This is a genomic window from Synechococcus sp. H60.1 (assembly GCF_047462335.1).
Lineage (GTDB): Bacteria > Cyanobacteriota > Cyanobacteriia > Thermostichales > Thermostichaceae > Thermostichus.
In genome coordinates this window covers 1-4,907 of sequence record NZ_JANSJA010000232.1, presented here as the reverse complement: position 1 = coordinate 4,907, position 4,907 = coordinate 1, and the positions used below count along the sequence as shown (strand labels likewise).

3 protein-coding genes are annotated in these 4,907 nt (G+C 60.6%); 1 reads left to right on the top strand and 2 read right to left on the bottom strand.

The window, feature by feature from the left end; translation table 11 throughout:
• Nucleotides 1-1,127: 1,127 nt before the first annotated feature.
• A complete protein-coding gene (locus tag NW852_RS11220; protein WP_414366517.1) occupies nt 1,128-2,084 on the top strand; it encodes a sigma-70 family RNA polymerase sigma factor in 957 nt (318 codons plus the stop codon).
• On the opposite strand, the gene gcvT is transcribed toward NW852_RS11220, so the two are convergent.
• Entirely contained in the window at nt 2,081-3,205 is a 1,125-nt protein-coding gene (gene gcvT, locus NW852_RS11215; RefSeq protein ID WP_414372745.1) for a glycine cleavage system aminomethyltransferase GcvT, read from the bottom strand. The genes NW852_RS11220 and gcvT overlap by 4 nt on opposite strands.
• 162 nt (nt 3,206-3,367) lie before the next feature.
• Nucleotides 3,368-4,504, bottom strand: coding sequence for an energy transducer TonB (locus NW852_RS11210; protein WP_414426752.1), 1,137 nt, complete (start codon nt 4,502-4,504; stop codon nt 3,368-3,370).
• Nucleotides 4,505-4,907 lie beyond the last annotated feature (403 nt).

Here is a 4,907-nt window from a genome sequence, read left to right as displayed (position 1 = left end):
CCCCCCCACCCCCCCCCCCCCCGCCCCGCTTTTTATTTTAAAAGCATTATAGGGCATACTGTGTTGGCTTTCGGTCTGGTGGCTCGGTTATTGTTATTAGCGCCAGAACCAATACCAACCCCCACATCAACGCCGGCACCCACTCTTACACCAGAGTCGACGCCCACTCTTGCACCACGTCGCCAGCCGCGCTTTCAACTCCGGCGTCCCCGTCCCACCTCAGAAGGGATCCCGGCTGAGGTCACACCTGCTGTGCCAACCCCACCGGCTGTAGTGGCCACGCCGAAACCAACACCTAGCCCCTTGCCTACGCCTGCTCCCACTCCAACACCTCAACCTGAGGCTACGCCTTTGCCGCGCATCACCCCTCTCCCGCTGCAGGAGCAACGCGTGCGCCAGCAGGGGTTGCGGCTTTTCCCCCCTGGGCTCCACAGCCCCTACTCGACGGATAACCTGTAGTACGCTGGCGGCTCGAAGGTTTGACTCCACAGGTAGTGTCTAAGGCTCAAAATTTGCCTTAATTTGCCCTAAACTTGGGAAAGCCAAGACGACGGCTTTTCCTTGGGATCTGCCTTGGCTGGTTTGGGGCTGAGGCTTATTGACAACTCTCTCTGAAATCAGCCTCAAAAGGTTGCAGAAATGGGCCAGCAGGCTGTTCGATGCCTTGCTGGGCCGGCCTCTCCGATGGGTTTCTACAGACAAAATAGGCATCTGTAGCGATGTAGAGTGTATCAAAAAACATGTTTTTTATCTCAGTGCAATCTGGTTAACGATTAAGAGAGCATGACCGATTTTACTTGCTTTTTTCGGATCCTATTGGTCTAAGTTTTGAGTAACGGAATCGCTTTATTTTCGTAACATCTACCCGTAGATCAGGGAGCCGACAGAGCCCAGAACTGAGGCACTGCTGGCAGTAGCTCACGGACAGGACTCAATAAATTTAGTGAATCAAATAGCCGCTGAAAGTCTGCATTTTAGGTTGCCAAAACCTTTACGGAAAGGCTTTTCTACTGGTATGAATAAGGTGCTGTTTGCAGCAAGGTCGGCTTCCTAGTGGGAAGAAAGCTTGACGCGACAGCAGAAGAGAAGATTCTGACAGGGCATCAACTTATGGTGTGGGGTTGGATATGTCGGAAAATCTTGAGCTGCAAGACGCAGTGGGGCGTTTCTTAAAAATCATTGGGCGCTACTCGTTGCTCACCGCCGAGGAAGAACTGCGTCTGGCCCACCAAGTGCAGCGGATGATGGCCCTTCTGGAGCAGCGGCGGCAGCACGAGTCGCTGGAGGATTGGAGCCAACGACTGGGGATCCCTTTAGAGGAGCTGCAGCAGATCCTGCGGCAGGGGGAAGCCGCCAAGAAGCGCATGGTGGAGTGCAACCTGCGCCTGGTGGTGTCGATTGCCAAGCGCTACCGCAACCGCGGTCTGCCCTTTCTGGATCTGATTCAGGAGGGCACCATCGGCCTCACTCGCGCCGTGGAAAAGTTCGATCCCACGCGGGGGTACAAGTTCTCCACCTACGCCACCTGGTGGATCCGGCAGAGCGTGAACCGCGGCATCCAAAACAAGGGGCGCCTGATCCGGCTGCCCGCCCACATGTACGAGAAGGTCTCCCAGGTGAAGCGGCGCTACCGCGAGCTGTCCGCCGAAAGGGGATCCCGGCCTGCCGCAGAGGAAGTTTTCGATTCGCTGGATATTGGCGACAACTACCGCGAACTGATCACCCGCCACATGGCCGAGATCCGATCCCTCAACGTCGGGGTGGGGGACGAGGACGGCACTGAGCTGCAGCACTTTATCCCTGACGAAGACAACGATCCGGTCGAACATCTGAACCGGGCTGCCCATTGCGAGGAGGTGCGCGCTCTGGTGGGCCAACTGAGCGAACGCGAGCAGCAGGTAATTGTGGCCCGCTATGGGCTGGATGGGTCGAAGGGCCTGACGTTGCGGGAGATCGGGGAGCACATCGGTCTTTCGCGGGAGCGAGTCCGGCAAATTGAGCGGCGGGCCCTGCGGAAATTGCGGCGGCTGCAGCAGGAATACTCCACCCCCAAGGCCGGCAGACAGCTCAACCCCCCAAGCTAACTGGAGCCTGCCCCTCTGTAGAAGGGCTTTTTTACCACTTCGGCGGGCCGGCGCTGGCCCCGAATCTCAATCTCCAGTCGGGATCCCACCTTGGCCCAAGTTGAATCCACATATCCCAGGCCAATGCCGTAGCCCAAGGTAGGAGAATGGCTGCCGCTGGTTACCCGCCCGATCGGCTCAGGGGAGTTGGGAGCGTAGATGGCATAGCCGCTGCGGGGAATGGCTCGATCCAATAGGCGAAACCCCACCAGGCGACGCGGGATCCCTTGCTCGCGTTGACGTTCGAGGGCCAGCTTGCCAATGTAGTCCCCTGGATTGTTGACCAACCAACCCAAGTCAGCTTCCAGGGGAGTCGTGCTCTCGTCCATGTCCTGGCCGTAGAGGCAAAAAGCAGCCTCTAGGCGCAGGGTATCGCGGCAGCCGAAGCCACAGGGCTGTACTCCTGCCTGCACCAGTTGCTCCCAGAGCCAGCAGCCCTCTGGGGGGCTAAGCAAGATCTCAAAGCCGTCTTCTCCGGTGTAGCCGGTGCGGGCCACAAAGACCCTTGCCCCTGAGGATCCCCCTTTTTGAGGAGCAAACTGTCCGTGTTGAAAGCGGCGCAAAGCCTTCAGGGATCCCGCCAAAAAAGGCTGAAGAACCTCTTCCGCTGCCGGCCCCTGCACCGCCAGCAACACCTGCGACTCGGTGTGATCCTGCAGTTCCAGCCCAGGGATCCCCTGCTGCTGCAGCCACTCCCTATCTTTGTGGCGGGTGGCCGCGTTGACGATCAGGCTCCAGTGCTCCAGCTCCCCTTCCGGTGGATGCCGGTAGAAGATGACATCGTCCACAATGCCCCCCAGCGGATTGAGCAAAACCGTGTAGCGAGCGGATCCTACTGGCAAGGCAGCCAGATCGCTGGGCACCAGCCGGCTGAGGTGGGATCCCAGCTCCGGCCCCCAGAGCTCGAACTTGCCCATGTGGGAGATGTCGAATACCCCCACCCGCTCCCGCACTGCCCGATGCTCGGCCACCACGCCCCGATACTGCAGGGGCATTTCCCAGCCGGCAAAGGAGACAAACCGCGCCCCCAGGGCTTGATGGAAGGGAAACAGGGGGGTGCGCTGCAGGGAAGTTGTGCCCATCAACGGATCTCTAAGAATCAAGGACTAGGATAAACGCACCGTCGCCGATTCTCCGAGCTTGTGCAGTGCCTTCTGTCCCCACCATGATCCGCAATTGACAAGCTGGAGCGATCCCTGCAGTTCTGCTGCGACGTTTTGGGAGGCAGCACCGTGAGGCCGTTGTCAGTTAGCCGATCCACCTACGGTTAATTGTCCCAACACGTTGATGTCGAAGGTGAAGTTAATCGTCACCGAGTTGCCCTCGTAGGCCTCAGGCAGGGGCAAAAACGGAGCTGCTCTCTGGATGGCTGTCAGCGCCGCGTCGTCGGTTTGTTGGCTGCCGGAAGTGCGGGCCAGGCGGATGCTCTGCAGCTCGCCCCCCCGACCCACCGTGAAGATTACCACCGTGCGGCGGGAAGTGCCAGTCTGCCCCGGGATCCAGTTTTGTTCCACCTTGCGCTGTAAAGCTGCCAGCCAAGGGCCCCAGTCCACATTCGCCCGCGCCGCCACACTGGGGGGGTTGGGAGCCGACTGGGTGGGGTTGGCCAAGCCGCTGGCTCCCTGGCCCTGGATCCCAGCCCCTTCACTGGCAGCAGAAGCGCTCAGGGGCGGCCCCAACTGGGAAGCATCGGAGGGCCGCTCGGCGAGGAGAACCTCCGGTTGGGGAGCCGGCGCAGCCGGCTGCAATTGGCTGAGATCCGAGGCCCGCTCGCTGGGCTGCACGGGTAGAGGCTCGGCAGTGGGGGGAGGCGTAGGAGCTGGCGGAGCAGGAGGAGCAGCCGCCACAGGCGGCAGGGTCTGGGTGGGAGTGGGTCGGGTGGCTGGGGTGGGCGGAGGTGGGGCTGCAGTTGGCGTTGCCGCAGGCCGAGGAGGAGCCGGAGGCGCAGTTGGCGTGGGGGGTGGGGTAGGTCTAGGAGTGGCCAGGGCAACTTCCGCCGGGGCAGGGGGTGGCACAGGGGCAGGCGGCTGCGGCCGTGGCGGCTGGGGTTGGGGCGGAGGCGGTGGGGGAGCTTCCTGTTGGGGGGCAGCCTGGGATTGGGGTGGGCTGCCCTGGGAAGGGGGTGCTTCTACCCGCTCGCCCCCATCGCGGGAATCCACTTCTGAAACCAGCTCTGCTTCTTCCGGCGGCTCGAGATCTTCTGGCTCCAGCAAGATAAACTCAATGGCCTCTTGTTCTGGCTCGCGAATAAGCCAAAACCGACTCCAGTAGAGCAAGGCCAGCAGCGCCAGCCCATGCAGCAGCAAGGACAGCGCCACCATCCAAAAAAAATGGCGCGCTTCCTCCTCACGGCGGCGCTGCTCAACCCAGATGCTGCTCATGGCCAAGATTGCCCCTTCTTACCAACCCCTCCACCCAGCGAGTTCTTTTGCTGCAAACTCAGCCAAAGGACTTCGCCCCCCTGACGTAAGCAGGCTACACGCTAGGTAGTGTTATAGCATCCGAGCGGTTGGGCTTCCTGCGCAAAGGCGTACCTTCGGCTGGGGAAGGGATCCCACCTTGTAGCAGCAGTTGTGAACAACTCCCGGCACTCATCTTCGTTGAGTCAACACAACATGGCTGACGCCACGCTGCGCGAACCGATAGCGTACGGGCTTCACGCTTCCCAGACTTGTTGGTACAGAGGTCTCAGCGTGCTGCCACCGTGCAACCCACGGCGGGAAACTCTCCAGAGATTGAACTTGTTCGCCTCACTTGTAGCACGAACGGCTTTCATCCCGACAC

What these genes read in the sequence shown, in the direction of transcription:
- NW852_RS11210 (WP_414426752.1), bottom strand. Translation starts at nt 4,504, where the DNA reads ATGAGCAGCATCTGGGTTGAGCAGCGCCGCCGTGAGGAGGAAGCGCGC.
- gcvT (WP_414372745.1), bottom strand. Translation starts at nt 3,205, where the DNA reads ATGGGCACAACTTCCCTGCAGCGCACCCCCCTGTTTCCCTTCCATCAA.
- NW852_RS11220 (WP_414366517.1), top strand. Translation starts at nt 1,128, where the DNA reads ATGTCGGAAAATCTTGAGCTGCAAGACGCAGTGGGGCGTTTCTTAAAA.